We start from the raw sequence: 18,659 nt of genomic DNA on the forward strand, positions 1-18,659 counted from the left end.
CCCTCACGATTGTCTTCCTGCTCGCGGTCGTGACCCTGCAGCCGATGGCGAAGTACGCGGGCGCCGAGCAGACGATCATCGTCCTGGTCTCCCTGCTGGTCGCGCTGATCCCGACCACGATCGGCGCGCTGCTCTCGGCGATCGGCATCGCCGGCATGGACCGGCTGGTGCAGCGCAACGTGCTGGCGATGTCCGGCCGCGCCGTCGAAGCCGCGGGCGACGTCTCCACCCTGCTGCTCGACAAGACCGGCACCATCACCTTCGGCAACCGCCAGGCCGCCGAGTTCCTGACGGTCGGCCAGGTCACCGAGGCGGACCTCGCGAACGCCGCCCAGCTGTCCTCGCTCGCGGACGAGACCCCGGAGGGCCGCTCCATCGTGGTCCTCGCGAAGGAGAAGTACGACCTGCGCGAGCGCGCCCAGGGCGAGCTCACCCACGCCACCTGGATCGAGTTCACCGCCCAGACCCGCATGTCCGGTGTCGACCTGGACGAGAAGGACGGCGTCCACTCCACCCGCAAGGGCGCGGCCGCGGCCGTGGCCAACTGGGTCAAGGAGAACGGCGGCGAGACCGACAACGAGCTCGACGTCGCGGTCGAGCGGATCTCCAACCTCGGCGGCACCCCGCTCGTCGTGGCGGAGAAGAAGGGCAGCGCCCCGGCGCGCGTCCTCGGCGTCATCTACCTCAAGGACGTCGTCAAGCCGGGCATCCGTGAGCGCTTCGCGGAGATGCGCGCCATGGGCATCAAGACCGTCATGATCACGGGCGACAACCCACTGACGGCCGCCGCCATCGCCGAGGAGGCCGGCGTCGACGACTACCTCGCGGAGGCCACTCCCGAGGACAAGATGGCGCTGATCAAGAAGGAGCAGGAGGGCGGCCGCCTGGTCGCCATGACCGGCGACGGCACCAACGACGCCCCCGCGCTCGCGCAGGCCGACGTCGGCGTGGCGATGAACACCGGTACCTCGGCCGCCAAGGAGGCCGGGAACATGGTGGACCTGGACTCCAACCCCACCAAGCTCATCGAGATCGTCGAGATCGGCAAGCAGCTCCTGATCACCCGAGGCGCGCTGACCACGTTCTCGATCGCCAACGACGTTGCGAAGTACTTCGCGATCATCCCCGCGATGTTCGCGGTCGTGTACCCGGGCCTGGGCAAGCTCAACATCATGCACCTGCACAGCCCGATGTCGGCGATCACCTCGGCGATCATCTTCAACGCCCTGATCATCATCGGCCTGATCCCGCTGGCTCTGCGCGGTGTGCAGTACAAGCCGTCCTCGTCGCAGTCGCTGCTGCGCCGCAACCTGGGGATCTACGGCGTCGGCGGTCTGATCCTGCCGTTCGTCGGCATCAAGGCGATCGACCTGATCGTCCAGTTCATCCCCGGCCTGCACTGAGACAAGAAGAGAGTGATTCAGATGTCCAAGCCTCTTCCGACCGCGGTGCGCAACCACCTGACGGGTCTGCGGATCCTGCTGCTGTTCACGGTGATCTGCGGCCTCGCGTACCCGCTGCTGATCACCGGCGTCTCGCAGGTCGCGTTCCACAGCCAGGCCAACGGCTCGCTGGTCAAGAACGCCTCCGGTCAGGTCGTCGGGTCCTCGCTGCTCGGGCAGAACTTCACGATCGTCTCCAAGGACGGCAAGTCCCAGACGCCCGACCCGAAGTTCTTCCAGTCCCGCCCCTCCGCCGCCGGCGCCCTGGGCTACGACCCGACCGCGTCGGGCGGCACCAACAAGGGCACCAACGACGCCGGTCTGGTGACCACCTACACCCAGCTCAAGTCCGACATCGCCAAGTTCAACGGCGTCCCGGAGAGCCAGGTGCCCGCGGACGCGATCACCTCGTCCGCGTCGGGCCTCGACCCGGACATCAGCCCCGCCTACGCCGCCATCCAGGTGAACCGTGTCGCCAAGGCGCGCGGCCTGAGTGTCGACAAGGTCCAGGCGCTGGTGAAGCAGTACACCCAGGACCGCACCCTCGGCTTCCTCGGCGAGCCCCGGGTCAACGTCCTCCAGCTCAACCTGGCCCTGTCCAAGCTGGGCTGACTGGCTCCCAGACAGGCATACCCGGTCCGGCCGCGCACCGTGCGCGGCCGGACCTCGGCGACAGTCCGCCCCACGAGCGGGGCGGGGACATGGAGATCAGGTCGTGGCAGCGCAAGCCCCCCAACCCCCGCCGCCCGCACGCGGCTACGGCCGGGGCACGCTCAAGGTCTTCCTCGGCTCCGCGCCGGGTGTCGGCAAGACCTTCAAGATGCTGGACGAGGCCCACCGCCGTGCCGAGCGCGGCACGGACGTAGTCGTCGCCTACGTTGAGTGCCACGGCCGCCCCCGCACGGAGCAAATCCTTGCGGGGCTGGAGGTCGTGCCCCGGCTCTCCCGGGAGTACCGGGGTACCTCGTTCACGGAACTGGACACGGACGCGGTGATCGCACGGCGCCCGGAAGTCGCCGTGGTGGACGAGCTCGCCCACACCAACATCCCCGGCGGCCGCCACGCCAAGCGCTGGCAGGACATCGACGACATCCTCGACGCCGGCATCGACGTGCTGACCACCGTCAACGTGCAGCACCTCGAATCGCTCAACGACGTCGTCCAGAAGATCACCGGCGTCCCGCAGCGCGAGACCGTCCCCGACGAGGTCGTCCGCCGCGCCGACCAGATCGAACTGGTCGACATGGCCCCCGAGGGCCTGCGCCGCCGGATGGCCCACGGCAACGTCTACGCCGCCGAGAAGGTCGACGCGGCGCTGTCCAACTACTTCCGCGTCGGCAACCTCACCGCCCTGCGCGAACTCGCCCTGCTCTGGCTCGCCGGGCGCGTGGACGAGGGCCTCAAGCGGTACCGCGCCGCCCACGACATCAGCAAAGTCTGGGAGACCCGCGAACGCGTCGTCGTCGCCCTGACCGGCGGCCCCGAGGGCGAGACACTGATCCGCCGCGCCGCCCGCATCGCCGACCGCGCCGGCAGCGGCGCCCTCCTCGCCGTGCACGTCGCCCGAAGCGACGGCCTCGCCGACGCCGACCCCGCCGCACTGGCCGAGCAACGGCACCTGGTCGAGTCCATCGGCGGCACCTACCACTCGGTGGTCGGCGACAACGTCCCCCAGGCGCTGCTCGACTTCGCCCGCGCCGAGAACGCCACCCAGCTCGTGCTGGGCACCAGCCGCCGCAGCACCGTGCGCCGGGCCCTGTCCGCAGGCCGGGGCATCGGCGAGACAACGATCGAGCTCTCCGGTGACATCGACGTCCACATGGTCACCCACGAGCGCTCCGGGCGTGGACGCCCCCGGGCGAGGGGGCGACTGAGCCCGACCGGACGCCTGATCACCGGCCTCGCCGCCGGCCTCGTGCTGCCGACGCTCCTCACGCTCGTGCTCACGCACTCCCGCCACACCATCAACCTGACCAGCGACGCCCTGCTGTTCCTGGCCCTGGTCGTCGGCATCTCGCTGCTCGGTGGCATCACCTCGGCGCTGGTCGCCTCGCTGGTGGCGTCCCTGCTGCTGAACTACTACTTCATCCCGCCGCTGCACAAGTTCACCATCGCCGAGCCCAACAACGTGCTCGCGCTCTTCGTGTTCGCGATCGTCGCGATCGTCGTCGCCTGGATCGTCGACACCGCACGGCAACTCTCAGGGCGCGCTGCCCGCGCCACCGCAGAGGCCGAGACGCTGTCGGCGCTCGCGGGCAGCGTGCTACGAGGTGATCAGGCTGTTCCCGCCCTGCTCGCCCGGCTGCGCGAGACCTTCACCATGGACAGCGTCCAACTCGTCGACGGAATCCCCCAGCCCGAGCCGGGGGAGGAGGTCGTCCCGGTCGGCGACAACGCCGCCCTCGTCCTGTGCGGCCGGCCCCTGCCCGCCTCCGACCGCAGGGTGCTGGCCGCGTTCGCCGCCCACGTCCAGGTCGCCCTCGAACGTGCCCGACTGGCCGAGGTCGCCGCCGAGATCGAGCCGGTCAAGGCCGCCGACCGCCTGCGCACCGCGCTCCTGGCCGCCGTCAGCCACGACCTGCGCACCCCCCTTGCCGTGGCGCTTGCCTCCGTCAGTTCCCTGCGCAGCGACGACGTCCAGTTCACCCCCGAGGACCAGGCCGACCTGCTCGCGACCGCCGAGGAATCGCTCGGCAAACTCTCCCGCCTGGTGGAGAACCTCCTCGACATGAGCCGCCTCCAAGCCGGCGCGCTCACCTTGGATCTTCAACCCACCGCCGTCGAGGACGTGTGGGCCAGCGCGGTCGGCTCGCTGACCACCCCGGCCGACGACGTCGAAGTCCACGGCATGAATGCGGCACCACCCGTCCTGGCCGATGCCCCGTTGCTGGAGCGGGTCCTGGCGAACCTGGTCACCAACGCCCTGCGGCACGCAGCCGGCTCCCCGGTCCTCGTCTCGGTGAGCGCCCTCGCGGACGCGGTGCAGATCCGCGTCGTCGACCGCGGCCCCGGGCTGCCCGAGGCCGACCGGGACCGGGTCTTCCAGCCCTTCCAGCGACTCGGCGACACCGACAACACCAGCGGTGTCGGACTGGGCCTGGCCCTGTCCCGCGGTCTGACCGAGGCCATGGGCGGCACCCTCACCCCCGAGGACACCCCCGGCGGTGGCCTCACCATGGTGCTCACCCTGCCCGCCCACACCCTCGACGAGGAGACGGACGGGCCCGACGGCTCGGCCGCGCCTCACCCCATCCGTCCCTCCTCGTCCGGAGAATCACTGACGTGACCAAGATCCTGGTCGTCGACGACGAGCCCCAGATGCTGCGGGCCCTGAAGATCAACCTCCAGGCCCGCCAATACGAGATCACAACGGCCGCGGACGGCGCCGAGGCCATCCGCGAGACCGCGCGCATCGCACCCGACGCGGTCATCCTCGACCTCGGCCTGCCCGACATGGACGGCCTCAAGGTCATCCAGGCTGTCCGCGGCTGGAGCAGCGTCCCCATCATCGTGCTCTCCGGCCGGGCCGACGCCGCCGAGAAAGTCGCGGCCCTGGACGCGGGCGCGGACGACTACGTCACCAAGCCGTTCGCCATGAACGAGCTCCTCGCCCGCCTGCGCGCCGCCCTGCGCCGCCCGACCGCCGAGGGAACAGGGAGCGTCACCGCCGTCATCGGAGGGTGGACCATCGACCTCGCCTCCCACACCATCCGCCCCACCGACGACGCCGACTCCCTGGCGCCACTGCGGCTCACGCCGACCGAGTGGAAGATCCTCACCGTGATGCTCCAGCACCCCGGTCGCCTGGTGACGGCCGGTCACCTGCTCAACAGCGTCTGGGGCCCCGGACACGAGCACAACACCAACTACCTGCGCGTCTACTTCACCGGCCTGCGCCGCAAACTCGAACCCGACCCGTCCCGCCCCCGCCACCTGATCACCGAACCCGGCATGGGCTACCGCTACCAGCCCTGACGAGCCGAACGGCACCGGGGGGCGTGACGGGTCTCGCGGCCCTGTCAGCCCTTCCTCACCGGCCTGGCCCAGGTCACCGCCCCGCAGGAAGGGCAGCGCAGCAGCTTCTGCCCCATGCGGTGGTGCGCCAACGCGGCGAGAAGAGGCGAGATGCCGAATGATTCGCCGCAGTGCGTGCACTGGTAGTGGTACAGACTTGTCCGACCTCGCTGCACGAGAAACAGCGCGAGGAAGCCGGCCATGACGACGATCAGCGGCAGCAGGTCCTTCCGCACGGCGCCTCCCCCAAGTTCTGCAGCACCACGCGAGGGCATGGCCGGTCGGTCCGGTGCCCTTTGCGTGCCTGGTGCCGACAGGATCGGTGTTGTGCCCAGGGTTCGGCCAGGGCCGTCTGGCTCTCCTTGTGCAGGACGGCGAGGTCGGTGTGGGCCGGATTCTTCGCGAGCAAGGCCGGCGTGCGGAGCTTACGTGCCGTCACCTGCGCCAGGAGATGAACCTCGCGTCCGGCCCCGGCGCTCAAGGAGGCCGAGGACCGGCGAGGCTACTGGACGTGGGCCGGTGGCCTGACGAGTTCGCCGTTCATGGCGGCGTCGACGGTGTCGGCGAGCTCGGCCCAGCCGGCCACGGCCGCCGCCAGACTTCGTCGTGCCAGGGTCTCGGCCACCGCCTCCACGTCGAGCCCGAGCGCGGCGGCCTCGTCCATCACCTCGCGGGCTGCCGGAAACCGGCCGAGCAGCACGTGGTCCGCGCCAGGTCCGTGTGAGGCGAGCGCCCGCAAGGTGGCCTCGGGCAACAAGGTGATCGTGCCGGGCAGGGACAGGCTCTCGGCGCGCCGCGCGTCGTCGTGAGCGGGATTGCGGGGATGAGCGGGGTCGCGGCGGGGGACGGTGAAAACGTGCCAGAGCAAACGCTCCGCGCGCAGGCCGGTGTGAGCGAGTGACTGCCAGCGTTCGTGGGCCAGCCGGGCGGTGGCGATTGCGATCTGGCCGCGAAGACGCTCGGCCCGTGCGGTGCCCACGCGTGCCAGGAAGACGTCGGCAGCCTGGTCGAGGTGACCGACCGCGAACGAGGCGAAGGCCGCTGCGCTCGCGGGACCGCGCCCTGCCCGGACCGCCTGTTCCAGCCCGGCCTGGAAGGCTTCATGGACCCGAAGCAACCGGCTGGGGGAGAAGACCCGGGTAGCGTGCACGCCGATCCCTTCGGCGAGACAGGTGCGCATGGCCTGCAGTCCCGCGTTCGTTGCCGGGATCTCGACGACGAGGTTGGGGCGGCCCACGAGCTGCCGCACAGCGTGCGCCTCGGCCACGGTGTGCAGGGCGTCGTGGGCGGGACGGGGGTCCATGCCGACCGAGACCCAGCCGTCCATGCCGGCGGATGCCTGGTGCAGTGGGCGCAGGACGTCGCAGGCCCACCGGGCGTTGCAGGCGATGAGCGAGCGCAGCGCGTCCTCGGCGGTGACGCCGGAGGCCGCGCACTGCGCGAGCTCACGGTCGTACTGCTGGGTCGAGTTGATCGGCCACGCAAGGCACGCGGGTCCGGTGACCGCTCCGCTGACGCCGTAGAGCGCCGCCATGCGGGCGAAGGTGCCGCCGCGGAGCAGATCCCGTCCGACGCCGTCCAGCCACACGGAAGTGTCGGCTCTGGTCAGTCTGCCGAGGGGAACGGTCATCGGCTGCCCCTTCTGAGGGCTCCGGGCTACTCCAGCGGCAGTCCTTTGCTCAGAGCAATCCTTGTTCGACGCCGTAGACGCGGCAACAGCTCAGGCGACGCGCAGGCGCACGGCGGGAAGCCGAACCAAGGGGTCACCACTGAGTGGGGCGCCGAGGTCGGGCGGGGCGCGCTCGCTGCCGTGGTCACTGTCCCGACTCGGCTTCGGCTGCGACGTCGCGGATGCCACGTGGGCGTCCGGCCTTGACCCACATCCGGTACAGCACGCCCGCGATGATGACGGCGGCGGCCAGGGAGGCGATGGGCTCGCCCCGGGACAGGTTGACGACGAGGACGAAGGCGACGGCGACGGCTCCGACGAGGTTCACGATGGCGTGGCCGAACTGGCGGTCGCGCAGGGAGAAGCGGGCCATGGCGATCAGGCCGGCGAGGAAGGCCATGAAGACGGAGACGGCGTAGAAGAGGACCAGGCGCTGGTCGTCGCCGCCCGCGGCGACGATGACCAGGGCGGAGACGGCGAGGAAGAGGACGACGCCCCAGTAGGGGGTGTGGTGCTTGTTGGTGCGGCCCCACAGGGCGGGCAGGATGCCGGCGTCGCCGCCGTCGGCGCGGTGGTGGCGGGCGAGGGCCTTGAGCAGGCCGGGGCCGGCGGCGAAGGAGGAGGACGCGGCCGAGAGCAGCAGCAGTGCGGTGAGCAGCTGGAACAGCGCGTAGAGGGGGCCGGAGGCCGCGGCGTGGGCGAGGTCGGCGATCTGGGTGCTGTCGGGGGCGGGGATACCGATGCGCAGATGCACGGCCTCGGCGGTCAGGCCCATGGTGATGCCGCCGACCAGGAGCAGCGTGAGCCAGAGGGTGACGCGTCCGAAGCGGCGGCGTCCCGCGTCGTCGAGCTGGCCCAGCTGGGCGATGGCGGAGGAGGGGGCCTCGACGCCGGTGGCCAGCGCCATCGCGACGGGGAAGGCCACCGCCACGGCGATCGGAGCCCAGTGGCCGGCGCTGTGGGTGATGGTGCCGCTCGGGTGCACGGGGGCGGTCAGCCCGCCCCACAGCACGGCGACCGTGACGGCGATGAAGACCAGCGTCATCAGCGCGAACACCGCACGCCCGAGGTGGCCGAACCAGGTCAGTCCCGCCACCAGCGCGGTCAGGACGAGCGCGAGCGGGATCCGCCACGGCGCGGCGGCGGGCAGGTAGGCGATGATCGCGGACGCTCCGGCCGCGGAGGAGATCGCGATGGTCAGCACAAAGTCGACAATCAGGGCCCCGATCGGCACGAACGCGGCGGCCTCACCGAAGGCGTCCCCGGCGGCGGCAGCAGCGCCGCCGCCCTGCGGGTAGCGGGCGACGAGCTGGTGGTAGTTGACGATGACCAGCGCGATCAGGCCGACGACCAGGCCCATCGTCGGCAGCAGCAGATCCAGGTCCCCGTGCAGGGCCCGCAGGGCGGCCTCGATGGCGTAGGCGACGGAGGAGACCGGGTCGGCCATCACCGCGAACGCGAACGCGATCAGCAGCACCGGCCGGGCATGCAACGCGGCCCGCCAGCGCCCGGGGTGTTCGGCGGTGGGCTGAGACGTGGGTCGGCTGGTCACGGGGCGGACTGCTTTCGCTGGCAGGGGCAACAGGGGTACTGCATCGCCGACCAGACTTCCCGGCACACCAGACCGGGAGCCTAGCTAAGAATCCGCTAGGCAGCCGTCAAGAACGCGTCAAAATCCGCAATCCTGGCGACTGGTCGCCGGGCCCCGGACCGCCCGCCCGCGCAGCCACAGGACCTGTTCGCCCGAGCGACCGTGTCAAGGCGTGGTTAAGGTGAACGGGTAAGGCACGTGCGGAAGGGCCGTGGGGAGGCGGGCGATGGCGCGGTGGATCAGCCGTCCGGAGCGGGTTCTTCGCCGCGCCGGGGCCGGGATCGCGGTGCTCGCCCTGGCCGAGCTGGCCACGCTCCTGGCCGTGTCCGGGCGAGAGCGGCTGATCATGGCCGGCGCCCTGGTGGGAGCCTGCCTGTCGCTGGCGGTCGTCGCCTTCGGCATCCTGCGGCTGCGCCACGTAGTGGGCGCCGCCGAGGTTCCGCATCCGCAGGCCGGCGTGGCGCGGTCGTGGGTGCCGGCGGCGATGCTCGAAGGCTTCCCCATGGACCAGCTGCGTCCGGCTTTGCTGGCCGACCCGGACCGGCTCGACCTGGACCTGCTCTACACGGCCTGGACCAGTGCGGTCCTAGGCCGGGACGCGGCATGGATCCAGGAGCGGTTCCGGTTGGATCCGTGGGTCGCCGACCTGCTGGTGCGGGCGGCGCGAGCGTCCGCCGACTCCTGACCGCCTGCCCGGCTCCGCGCCACGACGTCAGCTTCCGCCCAGGCCCGTTTCCTCCAGGTCGAGTTCGTGCTGGAGGCGGCGCCGGGTGGTGTCACTGATCTCGTGGTCCTCGTAGAGGCGGCGTAGCTCCGCACGCTGCACGGTGATCACCTCGCGGCGCAGCTCGCGGTAGGCGTCGAGCACGCTGCGACCTCCGGGCGCGCCCGTGTCGTCCGGGTCGGTGCCGTGGTCGAGCTGGGCGTCGAGGCGGCGGCGGACCCGGTCGAGCGCCGCGGTGGGCATGGTCTCCAGGTCGGTGATCTCGTCGAGATGGACCAAGGCGGTGCGGGTGAGGGTGTCGCGGGTGTCCGTTTCCTCGCGGGCGGTGTGCTCGGGTTCCAGAGCCAGGCCGGAGCGGTTGACGACGGCGGCGAGGGACAGGCCCTGGACGACGAGGGTGAAGATGACGACAGCGGTGGTCAGGGTGAGGACCAGGGCGCGTCCCTGCAGCGGCTGGTGGTCGGCGGTAGTGAGCGGGATGGACAGGGCGGCGGCCAGCGGCATGACGCCGCGGGTGCCGGCCCAGGAGGCGACGGCGGCCAGCCGCCAGGAGGGGCGGCGGGTGGTGGGCTTGAGTGCGGCCGACAGGGGCAGCATCCACGCCAGTCTCAGTGCGATCAGAGCCAGGGCGATGACCAGGGCCTGGAGCGGCCAGGCGCCGGTGCCGGCCGGGAGGTCGCGGACCAGGGTCGGCAGTTCCAGGCCCACGATGGCGAAGACGACGCTTTCCAGCAGGAAGATCACGACGGCGTAGACGGCCTGGAGCTGGAGCCGGATACGAGCGTCGGTGAGCCGGTGACTGGAGCGGCCGAGCAGAACTCCGGCGATGACCACGCAGGTGACGCCCGAGGTGTGCAGTTCCTCGGCGAGGACGTAGGCGGCGTACGGGGTGACCAGGGCGATGACGGTCTCCAGCACCGGGTCGGTGGTGCGGCGCCGGATCAGGGCGACGATGCCGGCCACCGCCGCGCCGACGAGGGTGCCGCCGCCGGCCAGCAGGAAGAACTCGCCCCCGGCGCGGGTCCAGCTGACCGCGGTGGTGGACACGGCCACCGCGACGGCGACCTTGAACATCACCAGCGAGGTGGCGTCGTTGAACAGGCTCTCGCCCTGCACCAGGACCTGCACGCGGCCGGGCAGAGCCAGGCGGCGGCCCAGCGCGGTCACCGCGACCGGGTCGGTACTGGCCAGCACCGTGCCCAGCACGAACGCCATAGCGCCGCTGAGCGGGGTGAGCCAGGCCCCGAGCAGGCCGATCACCGCCGCCGAGGCGAGAACCAGGCCGAAGGCGAGGACGATCACCGGCTTCCACACGGTGCGCAAGTCCCGGACCGACAACTCCTCCGCCGAGGCGTACAGCAGCGGCGGCAGCACCACGAGGCCGATGGTCTGCGGGGCGATGTGCAGGGCGGGAGTGCCGGGTATCAGCGCGACGGCGAGGCCGACCAGCACCAGCAGCGAGGGCGCGGGGATGCGCCACCGTTTGGCGCCCGTGGCCACCGCGGTGGCCAGGACGACGAGGAGGAGGACGGTGCCCACGGCGCGCATTGAAGAGGGTGCTCCCAGGTCTCACCGGAGGACGCCAGCCGCGCGTTCGCGACCGGTCACTGCCCCCGCGCCGACCAGACTTCCCGGCACACCATGACGGGACTTTATCAACGCTTTAACCAGTTCTCGGGGTCGGGAGCGTTGCCGATGCGTTTCGCGGCCCCGCAGGGTCGCCGCCGGTCCCGCTGGAAGCGGGACAGCCGCCGTTGGGGCCCCGTGCGTGGGGATCACGGCGGGGGCACGACGGCCACCGGGCAGTGGGCGTATTGGACGACGGTCTGGCCGACCGAGCCCAGGCGGCCGAGCGGTCCGGTGGGGTGGCCGTGGCGGCCGACGACGACCAGGCGGGCCTGCTGCGAGAGGGCGACCAGGTACTTGGCCGGAGTGGAGTGGACCGTCTCGGGACGCAGCTGCACCTGCGGGTAGCGCTCGATCCACGGGTCGAGCAGACGGTTGAGGACGCGGTCCTGCTCGGCGGGGATCCGGGCCTCGTCCGCCAGCGGGCCGACGTGGTCGGAGCCGCCGGTGAGGGTGTGGTGCCAGGCGTGCACGACACGGAGCCGGGCGGGCTCGCGCTGGGCGGTCTCGAAGGAGAACGCCAGGCAGGCGTCCGCACGGTCGGGTCCGTCGACGCCCACCACCACCTGCCCGTCCCCTCTGTCAGGGGGCTCCGACCCGCTGCCGGGCACGACCACGACGGGACAGTCCGCCGTGGCGGCGATGCGCAGCGCGGTCGAACCGACCAGAAGACCCGGGAAGCCACCCGTCCCACGCGCCCCGACGACCAGCAGCCGCGCGTCGGCGCTGCGCCGCTGCAGCGCCTCGTGCGCGTCCGCATCGTCGGCCGTGGTGGTGACTTTCAGCCCGGGGTTCCAGTGCCCCAGCTCCCCGGCGAGCGCGTCGAGGCCGCGCCGCACGCCGTCCTGGAGGAATCCCTCGCGCAGCAGGTGCGAGTCTCCGTGGGCGGCGCCGATCCAGCCGGTGACCAGGAGCAGGGGAGCGTCGCGCAGGACGGCCTCCTGCGCGGCCCAGGCGACCGCCGGGGTGTGCTGGGCGGGGTAGTCGACACCGGCGACCACGGCGGAGGACGGCGGACTGGACATGGCGCTCCTTCACGCGCCGCCCGCGCCCGACAAGGCCCGCGCGGTGCCGATGCCGGCGGCGCTTGGGACGTTCGCTCGGGCAGCTGTCCCCCTCATCGTGGGGCACCGCACCGAGCCCCGCCCGCCGCGCGGACGGGGACGGCGTCCGTTCGAGGTGCCTCACCCGCTGAACCGCCACCGCTTCCGCCGACTCGGCCGCAGCCCCTCTGGACGTTGACTGAACAAGTGTTTAGCATGCTGTACATGCGTTCAGTCAAGGACGATCGGACCGCCCGTGCGGTCATCCGGGACGAGGCCTTGCGGCTGTTCGGCGCGCACGGCCCCGACGGGGTGTCGGTGCGGCAGATCGCTGCCGCGGCCGGGGTGTCGCCGGCGCTGGTCGTCCATCACTTCGGTTCGAAGGAGGGCTTGCGCGAAGTGGTCGACCAACACGTGCTCGACACGTTCGACGAGGCGCTGGCCGAAATGACCCAGCCGGGCGCCCCGGACCTGTACGACCCGGCCGCCACCGGCTCGCTGGCGGAGGCGGTCCTACGCCACTTGCCGTCGGACTCGCCGCTGCCCGGCTATCTGCGGCGCCTGCTGCTCGACGACAGCGAGGCGGGCCGCATCCTGTTCAGGCGCCTGTTCACCGTGAGCCAGGGCGTCCTGTCCACCCTGTCGCAGGCGGGACTGGCCAGTGAGGGCAACGACCCGGCCGTGCGCGCCGCCTTCCTGATGGCCAACGACCTGGCCGTGCTGCTCCTTCGCGACCGCCTCACCGAAGTGCTCGGAGTGGACCCCTTCTCGCCGGACGGGATGCGGCGGTGGGCGTCCGAGGTGCTCGCCGTCTACGGATCCGGCCTGCTGGCCGCCGCACCGCGCCAGGAGGAGCCGTGACCGCGATCCTCGTCGCCGAGGGCCTGCACAAGTCCTACGGCCGCCACCGAGTCCTCAGCGGTACGGACCTGAGCGTGGACCGGGGCCAACTGGTCGCCGTGGTCGGCGAGAACGGCGCGGGCAAGTCGACCCTGCTTAAGGCGCTCGCCGGAACACTCAAGACCGACGCCGGAACCGTGCGACTGTCGGGCACGCTGGGCTACTGCCCCCAGGAAGCCGTCCTCTCTGACAACCTGACCGTGGGCCAGCACCTGCGCTACTTCGCCGCCGCGTACCGCCTGGCCGACCTCGGCCGCGGAGAGGAGCTGATGCAGCGGCTCGGCCTGGCCAAGTTCCGCGACACCAGCGCCGGGGCCCTGTCCGGCGGCACCCGGCAGAAACTCAACCTCGTCCTCTCCCTGCTGCACGACCCCGACGTGCTCCTGCTCGACGAGCCCTACCAGGGCTTCGACTGGGAGACCTATCTCCGGTTCTGGGACCTGGTCGGCGACCTGCGCGCCCGGGGCAAGGCCATCGTGCTCATCACCCACCTGGTGTTCGAGCAGGACCGGTTCGACGTCCTGGCCGACCTCGTCGACGGTCGGCTGCACCTGCGCGGCACCACCACGGTCGCCACGAACACGCCGGGAGCCGACGATGACCGTCTCTGACCTCGCCGCCGTTCCCTCCGGCCGATCGAGCGCTCCGGCCGTCCGGCAGTTCGGCGCCGCCCTGCGTTTCGCCCTGCGCAACCAGACCCGCAACCGGCTGGCCGCGCTGCTGCTGGTCGGCTTCGTGCCCACCTGGTACGGCCTGATGCAGGCGATGGCCGGCCACCAGCAGCTCAGCTTCAAGCTGTTCGCCACCGGCCGCACGCTGACCGTCGACGGCGGAGAGCTCACCTTGATCAGCGCGGGCCTCAACGCACTGTCACTGATCGTCGGCTTCGCCGTCTTCGACGCGATCCGCAGAACCCTGGCCTTCGACCGACGCCTGGTGTTCGCGGGATTCCGCCAGCCCACCCTGATCGGCGCGAAGACACTGTCGATCACGGTGATCTCCGCCGCGGTCGCCCTCTACGCCGCACTCGTCCTGCTCGGCTTCTGGCGCCCGAGCCCCGCGGGATGGTTCGCGATCCTGGCCGGCTACGCCGTGATCGCCCTCACCTACGGCGCCTTCGGCCTGCTGCTCGGCGTCCTCGTCAAGGGCGATCTGGAAGGCTTCTTCCTGATCATCATGGGCGGGCTGATGGACACGTTCCTGCAGAACCCGCTCGGCAACCCGCTGGCCAACAAGCCGGTCCTGCAGTGGTTTCCCTCCTTCGGGCCGATGCAGTTCGCCGTCGCCGGCTCCTTCGGCCACACGGCGTTGTGGGGGCACCTCGCCCTCGGGCTCGCGTGGGCCGCCGGGTTCGCCGCCTGCGGACTGATCGTCTTCCAGATCAAGACCCGCACCCGCCGACACGAGCCCCACCGCGGCAACGTTTCGGGGCCCGTGGGATAGGTCGGTCTTCGTCTCGTGCGCGGATGGCCGGGGCAGGTGGGGTGAGGTCACCGGTGGTTGCGGTAGGCGCGCATGGTGAGCGGCGCGAAGATGGCGGTCAGGGCAGCGGAGGCGGCCAGGACGATGCCGACCTGTCCCGGTGTCACCGTTCCGTCCATGGCGGCCCGAGTGGTGGTGACCAGACCGGTGACCGGGTTGACGCGGACGAAGGCGCGCAGCCAGCCGGGCATGGTGTGCGGGTCGACGAAGGCGTTGCTGGCCAAGGTGAGCGGGAAGAGCACCACCACGGCCAGGCTCATGATGGCGTTGGAGGAGCGCACAACAAGGCCCAGAAGGGTGAAGACCCAGGAGAAGGCCAGCGCGAACACGACGACGAGCGCGATGGCCAGCAGCATCCCTGGCGCGCCACCGCCCGGCCGATAGCCCAGCAGCAGACCGAGACCACCGACGAGGGCGGAAGCGAGCAGGTACCGCAAGGCGTCTCCGACCAGCGCGCCGACGATCGGGGCGGGCTGCCAGATCCGAAGTGTGCGGAAGCGGTCGTAGACGCCCTTGCCGAGGTCGGCGTTGAGGTTCACCCCCGTGTACATGGTGGCCAGCAGGACAGCCATGACCAGGGTGCCGGGCAGCAGGAACTGCAGGTAGCCGTGCGGGGATCCGGCCAGCGCGCCGCCGAACAGGTATGTGAACAGCAGGGTGAAGACGATGGGGACGGCGATCACGTCGGACATCTGCTCGGGGATCCGGCGGATCTTCAGCAGCGCCCGCCAGGCGAAGGTGAGCGAGGCGGACACGCGTCCCGGCGGCGCGGGACGCGGCTTCCGCGCGAGCACCGAGCCGGGGTCGTGCAGCGCGGCCGCGGGCTGCGTCGTGATGTCAGGTCCGCCGGCGGGGCTGGGGATCGGGGCCGTGGTCATGCCGCGTGCTCCTTCGAAGAGTCCTGGATGCGGGCGGTGAGGGCCAGGAAGACCTCGTCGAGGCTCGGCCGGGCCAGTGCGAACGCAGCGACCGGGATGCCGTTGCATTCCAGGTGAGCGACGGCCAACGCGGCCTGGTCGGCTGCCGGCCCGGCCACCGAAAGGCTGCCCGGCTCCGTATCGGGGTGGACCGGCAGGTCCAGTAGGTGGGCCAGTGCCGCCTGGGCCTGCTCGCCCTGGCCGGGTGAGGCAAGCTGGATGTGAAGGTGTCCGGCGCCGGTTTCGGCCTTGAGCTCGCCGGGCGTGCCCTCGGCGATCACTCGGCCGTGGTCGATGACGGCGATCCGGGAGGCAAGCCGGTCGGCTTCGTCGAGGTATTGGGTGGTCAGCAGCACGGTCGTGCCGGCGTCGGCGAGGGCCTGAACCGTGTCCCAGACCTGGAGGCGGCTGGCTGGGTCGAGACCGGTGCTGGGCTCGTCGAGGAACAGCAGGTCGGGGGTGGTGATCAGGCTCGCGGCCAGGTCCAGGCGCCTGCGCATGCCGCCCGACCAGGTCTTGACGGGACGATCAGTTACGTCGGCGAGGTTGAAGGCGTCGAGCAGTTCCTGCGCACGGGCATGCGCGGCCCGTCCACGGTTGCCGACGAGGCGGGCGAGGATGCGCAGGTTCTCGCGTGCCGTCAGATCCTCGTCCAAGCAAGCGAACTGGCCCGTGAGGCTGATCCGCGCGCGTACCGCCTCCGGCTCGCGGACCACGTCATGGCCCAGGACGCGGGCGGTGCCGGCGTCCGGGCGCAGCAAGGTGGCCAGGATACGCAGGGTGGTGGTCTTGCCGGCCCCATTGGGGCCGAGGAACCCGTAGACCGTCCCGGCGGGAACGGCCAGGTCGAGTCCGTCCAGGGCCAGGGTCGATCCGAAGCGCTTGGTCAGTCCGGTGGCATGGACGGCGAGGTCGGAGATCGCTTCCACAGCAGGTCTTCTCTCATGAGGTGTTGCGAAGACATCGCGGGACTCACGCCGTCGTCAGGGCATGCAGTGACGCACTGAGCGGCGCTAACTCTGACAGTAATGTCCAAGTTACGCGCGCCCGCTATGATTGACAACCGTGTCAGAGCTAAGGTCCGGTCAGTCCTCCCGCCCGCGCCGTGCGGACGCGCGGCGCAGTATCGCCACGATCCTGGACGCCGCCTCCCGCGTCCTGGCCCGCAGGCCGGACGCGTCGATGGACGAGATCGCCAAGGAAGCCGGGACCGCCCGCCAGACCATCTACGCGCACTTCCCGTCCCGCGACGCCCTGATCAGCGCGCTCGTCGACCGCGCCACGGAGCGCGTCCTTGCCGCGATCGACGCTGCCGACCTTGACAGCGGACCTGCCGACGCGGCCCTGGTCCGCCTGTTGGAGGCCGGCTGGGAGGCTTTCGACACCGATCCGTTCCTGCTCCACCTCGCCCAACCCGATGTCACGCCCGAGCGGGACCGGGAACGGCACGAGCCCGTGATGGCGCGTCTGGAGCGTGTCATCGTGCGCGGGCAACGCGACGGTGACCTCGACCCAGACCTGCCGGTCTCCTGGATCCTCGCCGCCGTGCTCGGCCTGGCCCATGCCGCGGGCGAGGAGGTCCGCGTCGGACGCATGACCTCAGACCAGGCCGTCCGGATCCTGCGCGTCAGCATTCCCCGCCTGGTCCAGCCCGGCCAAGTCGACTGAGGCCCGGCAGACCAGCTCCCGTCGCCTCATCCGAGTGTCAGCGACTGCGGCCGCGTGTGCGGAAGGTCCGGACGGCTATCGAGCTCCGGGGCGCAGACGGATCGATTGACCTCCCCGCGCGGTTGACGGCCGGCGATGTTGACGTGGAGGCTCTCGGCGAACGTCCACGGGTTGCGATGGCGGGCAGGTACTGATCGAGTGAGGCGGTGGTGTCGGCCCTCGCGGGAGCTGTGGAAGTCGATGGCCCGCGTCTTCCTCAACCTGCGCAACCTCGAACCAGATGGAAGGAGGGCAGATTCAATGAAAGCGATCGTGGTAACCGACCAGGCCGCGGGAACAGCTGGGATGACGCTCACGGAGCGACCTGAGCCGCTCGCAGCGATCAACGACGTGATCGTTCAGATTCATGCGTCGGGCTTCGTATCGACTGAGATGGACTGGCCATCGACCTGGACCGATCGCGCCGGCCACGACAAGACACCGTCGATCCCCGGCCACGAACTGGCCGGAGTGGTCACCGCCCTCGGCTACGGCACGACGGGGCTGTCGCTCGGGCAGCGAGTGTTCGGCCTCGCCGACTGGCACCGCGACGGCACCCTGGCCGAGTACGTGGCGATCGAGGCACGCAACCTCGCACCGCTGCCCGGGGACGTCGACTTCACTGTAGGCGCGTCCCTGCCGATCTCAGGCCTGACCGCGTGGCAGGGGCTGTTCCAGCACGGCCGCCTTCAGGCCGGCCAGACCGTCCTCGCCCATGGCGCGGCCGGGGCGGTCGGGACGATGGTGACCCAGCTCGCACGTGAGGCCGGCGCCTACGTCATCGGCACCGGTCGCGCCGCCGACCGTGAGATGGCACTCGACTTCGGCGCGCATGAGTTCGTCGACCTCGACAACGACGCCCTGAAAGACGTCGGCGACGTCGACCTGGTCTTCGACGTCATCGGCGGCGACGTTCAAAAGCAGTCCGCTGCCCTGATCAGGCCCGGAGGAACGCTGGTGTCCATCGTCGGCCCGGCTGAGGCGCAGCCCACTGACGGCCTGGCGGTGGATTTCGTCGTCGAGGCCAATCGCGCGGAACTGGGTGAGATCGTGCAGCGGGTGCGGGACGGACGACTGCGGACAAACATCGGTCACATCGCGAGCCTCGACGACGCCGTCGGTGCCCTTAACCCGACCATGCGACGCCGCGGGAAGACAGTCATCCGCGTACGACCCTAGAGGGGTATGGCCCGCTGTCCGGCTGGCGGGTCATCCTCAGGGTGTACGAGACGAAGCGACCCGGCCGTGGTGCCGCCGAACTCATCGCGCTCGCAGACGTCTTGATCAAGCGGGCGGACCCACCCATCGAGGGCTTGGTCTTCGAGTTGATCGACTCCTGCGGCTTCCCGCAGAGCACTCCGGACAATCCCCAAGAGGGCTCCAGCTGAGGACGGTGACTCCAGAGAGGACTCGACGCCCCAGCCGTACTCGCTGGACGGGGCGCCGGTTGAGCCCAAGTCCGTTGCTCGTTGTTAAGCGACGTCGACGCACCTGGGCAGGGGTGGGAGCGCGTGTTCAACCGCCGGTCGTATGAGCCGTTGTCC

The 18,659-nt window shown here is 70.9% G+C and carries 17 protein-coding genes; 10 read left to right on the forward strand and 7 right to left on the reverse strand.

Annotated features, from left to right (window positions below):
• From kdpB to TR49_RS10255, 4 genes are all read left to right on the forward strand, one after another.
• On the forward strand, positions 1-1,403 hold a 1,403-nt coding region (gene kdpB, locus TR49_RS10240), incomplete at its 5' end, for a potassium-transporting ATPase subunit KdpB (protein WP_042379827.1).
• Positions 1,404-1,424: 21 nt separating this feature from the next.
• Positions 1,425-2,054 carry a potassium-transporting ATPase subunit KdpC gene (kdpC, locus tag TR49_RS10245; RefSeq protein ID WP_042379829.1) on the forward strand — a complete coding sequence of 210 codons (630 nt, stop codon included), beginning with the start codon at positions 1,425-1,427 and terminating at the stop codon, positions 2,052-2,054.
• Positions 2,055-2,157: 103 nt separating this feature from the next.
• Positions 2,158-4,728 carry a sensor histidine kinase gene (locus TR49_RS10250; protein ID WP_084724766.1) on the forward strand — a complete coding sequence of 857 codons (2,571 nt, stop codon included), beginning with the start codon at positions 2,158-2,160 and terminating at the stop codon, positions 4,726-4,728.
• Complete coding sequence (locus tag TR49_RS10255) at positions 4,725-5,417, forward strand: response regulator (RefSeq protein WP_042379831.1); 693 nt, start codon at positions 4,725-4,727, stop codon at positions 5,415-5,417. Before TR49_RS10250 ends, TR49_RS10255 begins: the two co-directional genes overlap by 4 nt.
• Positions 5,418-5,461: 44 nt before the next feature.
• Here the strand turns inward: TR49_RS10255 and TR49_RS10260 are convergent, their stop codons facing one another.
• From TR49_RS10260 to TR49_RS46365, 3 genes are all read right to left on the reverse strand, one after another.
• Positions 5,462-5,692 (reverse strand): hypothetical protein, encoded by a 231-nt coding sequence (locus TR49_RS10260; RefSeq protein ID WP_042379833.1) that lies wholly within the window; start codon positions 5,690-5,692, stop codon positions 5,462-5,464.
• A 266-nt stretch (positions 5,693-5,958) separates the two neighbouring features.
• On the reverse strand, positions 5,959-7,086 hold the full coding sequence (locus tag TR49_RS10265) for a transaldolase family protein (protein WP_042379835.1): 1,128 nt from the start codon (positions 7,084-7,086) through the stop codon (positions 5,959-5,961).
• 184 nt (positions 7,087-7,270) lie between these two features.
• A complete protein-coding gene (locus tag TR49_RS46365) occupies positions 7,271-8,677 on the reverse strand; it encodes an APC family permease (protein ID WP_268874066.1) in 1,407 nt (468 codons plus the stop codon).
• Positions 8,678-8,942: 265 nt separating this feature from the next.
• On the opposite strand from TR49_RS46365, the gene TR49_RS10275 reads away from it, so the two are divergent.
• Positions 8,943-9,401 carry a hypothetical protein gene (locus tag TR49_RS10275; protein WP_042379839.1) on the forward strand — a complete coding sequence of 153 codons (459 nt, stop codon included), beginning with the start codon at positions 8,943-8,945 and terminating at the stop codon, positions 9,399-9,401.
• Positions 9,402-9,428: 27 nt separating this feature from the next.
• On the opposite strand, the gene TR49_RS10280 is transcribed toward TR49_RS10275, so the two are convergent.
• Complete coding sequence (locus tag TR49_RS10280; protein ID WP_042379843.1) at positions 9,429-10,988, reverse strand: Na+/H+ antiporter; 1,560 nt, start codon at positions 10,986-10,988, stop codon at positions 9,429-9,431.
• A 227-nt stretch (positions 10,989-11,215) separates the two neighbouring features.
• Positions 11,216-12,091, reverse strand: a complete 876-nt coding sequence (locus tag TR49_RS10285) for a universal stress protein (protein WP_042379845.1) — start codon at positions 12,089-12,091, stop codon at positions 11,216-11,218.
• A 243-nt stretch (positions 12,092-12,334) separates the two neighbouring features.
• On the opposite strand from TR49_RS10285, the gene TR49_RS10290 reads away from it, so the two are divergent.
• The 3 genes from TR49_RS10290 to TR49_RS10300 are packed head-to-tail and all read left to right on the forward strand — an operon-like array spanning position 12,335 to position 14,452.
• Positions 12,335-12,970, forward strand: a complete 636-nt coding sequence (locus TR49_RS10290) for a TetR/AcrR family transcriptional regulator (RefSeq protein ID WP_042380170.1) — start codon at positions 12,335-12,337, stop codon at positions 12,968-12,970.
• A complete protein-coding gene (locus tag TR49_RS10295) occupies positions 12,967-13,620 on the forward strand; it encodes an ABC transporter ATP-binding protein (protein ID WP_042379847.1) in 654 nt (217 codons plus the stop codon). Before TR49_RS10290 ends, TR49_RS10295 begins: the two co-directional genes overlap by 4 nt.
• Positions 13,607-14,452 carry a hypothetical protein gene (locus TR49_RS10300; RefSeq protein WP_042379850.1) on the forward strand — a complete coding sequence of 282 codons (846 nt, stop codon included), beginning with the start codon at positions 13,607-13,609 and terminating at the stop codon, positions 14,450-14,452. The genes TR49_RS10295 and TR49_RS10300 overlap by 14 nt, the downstream gene beginning before the upstream one ends.
• A 47-nt stretch (positions 14,453-14,499) precedes the next feature.
• Here the strand turns inward: TR49_RS10300 and TR49_RS10305 are convergent, their stop codons facing one another.
• Together TR49_RS10305 and TR49_RS10310 are read right to left on the reverse strand one after the other, a co-directional pair.
• Complete coding sequence (locus tag TR49_RS10305; RefSeq protein ID WP_042379852.1) at positions 14,500-15,369, reverse strand: ABC transporter permease; 870 nt, start codon at positions 15,367-15,369, stop codon at positions 14,500-14,502.
• Positions 15,366-16,337 (reverse strand): ATP-binding cassette domain-containing protein, encoded by a 972-nt coding sequence (locus TR49_RS10310; RefSeq protein ID WP_201776171.1) that lies wholly within the window; start codon positions 16,335-16,337, stop codon positions 15,366-15,368. The genes TR49_RS10305 and TR49_RS10310 overlap by 4 nt, the downstream gene beginning before the upstream one ends.
• Before the next feature lie 136 nt (positions 16,338-16,473).
• Between TR49_RS10310 and TR49_RS10315 the strand changes: the two genes are divergently transcribed.
• Positions 16,474-17,076, forward strand: a complete 603-nt coding sequence (locus TR49_RS10315; RefSeq protein WP_042379854.1) for a TetR/AcrR family transcriptional regulator — start codon at positions 16,474-16,476, stop codon at positions 17,074-17,076.
• 300 nt (positions 17,077-17,376) lie between these two features.
• On the forward strand, positions 17,377-18,294 hold the full coding sequence (locus TR49_RS10320) for an NADP-dependent oxidoreductase (RefSeq protein ID WP_042379856.1): 918 nt from the start codon (positions 17,377-17,379) through the stop codon (positions 18,292-18,294).
• Positions 18,295-18,659: the final 365 nt, after the last annotated feature.

The sequence above is a fragment of the Streptacidiphilus melanogenes genome (assembly GCF_000787835.1).
GTDB lineage: Bacteria > Actinomycetota > Actinomycetes > Streptomycetales > Streptomycetaceae > Streptacidiphilus > Streptacidiphilus melanogenes.

Excerpts from the sequence above, each read along its gene's own strand:
- TR49_RS10300 (WP_042379850.1), top strand. The coding sequence starts at position 13,607 with ATGACCGTCTCTGACCTCGCCGCCGTTCCCTCCGGCCGATCGAGCGCT.
- TR49_RS10265 (WP_042379835.1), bottom strand. The coding sequence starts at position 7,086 with ATGACCGTTCCCCTCGGCAGACTGACCAGAGCCGACACTTCCGTGTGG.
- TR49_RS10320 (WP_042379856.1), top strand. The coding sequence starts at position 17,377 with ATGAAAGCGATCGTGGTAACCGACCAGGCCGCGGGAACAGCTGGGATG.
- TR49_RS10275 (WP_042379839.1), top strand. The coding sequence starts at position 8,943 with ATGGCGCGGTGGATCAGCCGTCCGGAGCGGGTTCTTCGCCGCGCCGGG.
- TR49_RS10280 (WP_042379843.1), bottom strand. The coding sequence starts at position 10,988 with ATGCGCGCCGTGGGCACCGTCCTCCTCCTCGTCGTCCTGGCCACCGCG.
- TR49_RS10305 (WP_042379852.1), bottom strand. The coding sequence starts at position 15,369 with ATGACCACGGCCCCGATCCCCAGCCCCGCCGGCGGACCTGACATCACG.
- TR49_RS10290 (WP_042380170.1), top strand. The coding sequence starts at position 12,335 with ATGCGTTCAGTCAAGGACGATCGGACCGCCCGTGCGGTCATCCGGGAC.
- kdpC (WP_042379829.1), top strand. The coding sequence starts at position 1,425 with ATGTCCAAGCCTCTTCCGACCGCGGTGCGCAACCACCTGACGGGTCTG.
- TR49_RS10285 (WP_042379845.1), bottom strand. The coding sequence starts at position 12,091 with ATGTCCAGTCCGCCGTCCTCCGCCGTGGTCGCCGGTGTCGACTACCCC.